2 protein-coding genes are annotated in these 2925 nt (G+C 48.1%); both read right to left on the bottom strand.

Annotated features, from left to right (window positions below; translation table 11 throughout):
* Positions 1–1539, bottom strand: a 1539-nt coding sequence (locus tag A3754_RS21555; protein WP_156497138.1) for a hypothetical protein, incomplete at its 3' end; no start/stop codon positions are given.
* 15 nt (positions 1540–1554) lie between these two features.
* Positions 1555–2925 (bottom strand): DEAD/DEAH box helicase (locus tag A3754_RS21550; RefSeq protein WP_063521299.1); only part of this gene is annotated, 1371 nt, incomplete at its 5' end.

Here is a 2925-nt window from a genome sequence, read left to right as displayed (position 1 = left end):
ACAAACGTGAACCAAGTGCTCGGTTACAGATGGGGAAATATCAAACAATTTATATATAATTCCTTTAACATCTGACTCATAGCCATTTTTTGCTATTTCCTGAATCGTCTTTCTTAGCCTATGCTCTGCCCTTTGAGTATTATCTTTAATTGATATCAAGCACGCAGTAACAAGTTTAAAGTCATCAGACTTCGCTTCATTTTGCAAAGCGATCAAATATGATGAAGGACACACAACTCCGATATCTCGTGTTGCTGACATCAAAGCGACAAATTCATTCTCATGCCCCTCAATATCACCACCATACTTATCCAACAAATAGATTAACCCACTCGAATTCTCTAAATAGCTACAAGCATTTCTATCATAGCTTTCCAAGCTGATAACACTTTTAGTTTCAAAGGAGAGTTCGTCTAAAGTTGTCAGGCTTGAAAAATATTCCTCGACAAGAGTCCTAATACCAGGAATCATAAGCTGCGCTTTGGCTTCATACTCATTAAAAAGCGCACCATGTATCATTTTATAGTTATAACAATCCCATTGCTCCAACCTTAAAAAAGTCTCCCTAAAAAAGCTTATCCCCACTCCTGCTTCATTATCCTCAGCAACATATATCGAAGTATTTATCTTTATATCTGACAATCTGGAGAAAGCATCATGTAAAACAGAATCATCAAAACCACATTCCGAGACACCGGGAACCCCTAAGCGTCTTGCCACTGACATGTATAGAAATGCATCCAATAGGGAAATCGAATAATAGGCATTCAGTGTGCGCAAATACTCAGACTCATCATAAACAACAAAATCTAATAGATTTTTAGCAACGACACTAACTGGTGTATCAGATTCAAAATCAGCGATCCTTCTGCGTATATTGAAATAATCCGCCTGTACATTGCTCAGCTCTCTGATCGCCCCCACAAGAAAGCCAAGATTGTCGATGTTAATTCTATGAAAAAGATCATTTACATCTGCCAATTGAAGCGAATAGTAGGGATTCTCATCAACCCTCAATCTAATATAGTAAAGATACCTAACTAAGATAAATGAAACCCCACCGCACTCAACAACTCCCCTTATCTTTGCCAAGGATTCTGCATATTCGCCCGACTCAATGTGAGTTAGTATTTCCGAATAAAAATCAAGCAAATTAGCAATCTTCTCTGAGTTTTCATTGATAGAAAAAATTATTTCTCTCTCTGAAAACTCACTCAATTCTGATATGGGTCTTGGAAGAACTAATGGAAAATCACGCGCTATACCATTTTCTCTATATAGCCCATCTGATCTAATTATCTTGATTGACTTCTTATACTCAGAAACTCCGCATTTCTTCTTAATTCTGGACAAGGCTTTTCTGACATGCCTTTGATCATCAACCCCCATAACCCCTCGAAGAATATTCTTGGTTTTAGGAGAAACCTTACTGAAATACAAAGCATTATTTTTTTCTGTCATACCCACATTTAAAACCAAGTTAAAATTAGTAATAAGCAATGGCAGACACCTACCATAAATTGCTGTCAGGTCTTGCATCGTGCATATAATCCACTAACCACCAAACCGCCCCACAAACCAATTCCCCCCACTTCCCGTCAGCAACAACTGCTGCCGCGCCCGCGTCATTCCCACATACAACAGCCTTACCTCACTCTCCAGATTCTCCTCGTCATCCTTCAATCCCCCCAGCCCCGCCAGCACCACGGTATCGAACTCCAGCCCCTTGCTGCTTTGTCGGGTGAGTAGCGCGATGCGTTCTGCATTGGCGTCGTAGGCTTTCTTGCTGGCGTTGTCTTTCAACCAGGCGTGGGGAATGCCTTCCCGCTTGAGCGCCCGTTGCAGTGTGTCGGCCTGCCAGTTGTAGCCGTAGATCACCGCAATGTTATTGAGCGGTTGGCCGTTCTGGTGCCATTTGCGGATGCAGCGGGCGATGTAGTGGGCTTCGTCGTTGAAGGTGTCGAACTTGCGGAATGCCGGTAGCGGGCCGCTGGCGCCGGCCATTTCCGGGGCGATCAGGGGGATGTGGTCGTCGTCGGCGTCCTGGGCTTGCAGGAAGTCCTTGGCGAAATCGTAGGCGTAGCTGAGGATTTCGCGGGTGTTGCGGTAATTCAGTTTCAGGATAGTGGTACGGCCACGGGCCTGGATGCCGGCGCTGGACAGGGGAAACTTGAGGCTGCGCTTCTTGTAGATGGACTGGGCATCGTCGTAGAGCAGCAACAACGAGTTGGTGTCCGGGTCGATCATTTGCACGACAAGGGCCAGCCAGTCCTGCTCGAAGTCGTGGCCTTCGTCGATCATCACCGCGCTGTATTGGGCGCGGGGGATCTGTTCCTTGTCCACGGCCTGCACGACCGTCTCCACCTGCCGCTCCCAGGGTTTCAGCTCGGGCGTGGCGGGGATCAGATCCACGTTATAGGTTTGCAGTTGCCGGCCACACCATTTATGGAAGTGGTGCACCTGCACTTTTTCTTCGATGCCTTTTTCGGCAATGAAGCTGCGCAGCCGTGCAGCCAGTGTGATGTTGAAGCACAGCACCAGAATCGGTTTGGTCACAGCCTGGGCCAGGTGCAGGCAGCGGTAGCCGAGGATCAGCGTCTTGCCGGACCCGGCTACCCCATGAATGACCCGGTGACCCTCGCCCATGCTGCGGGCCAGTTGTTCCTGCTGCAGATCCATGACGCGGACGATATCCGGGATGGCGTTGTAGTCGGGTTGGCTCTCTGCCGCGGCCCGGCTGCCGGTATGACTGCCCTGCCCCTGCCCGCTACCCTGCTCGCTTTCTTCATCAGCCTCATCGCCCTCATCAAACAACCCCTGCTGGGGCGCGTTGATGCGGATTTCCGGGAACAGGTTCCAGCGGATGCGATCAATCTGCGGCAGGGTGAGCTTGTCGCCGAAAGCGTAATCGAACATGGCCCAGAG

This window comes from Alcanivorax sp. HI0083 (assembly GCF_001635175.1).
This window is presented reverse-complemented; position numbering and strand designations above follow the sequence as displayed.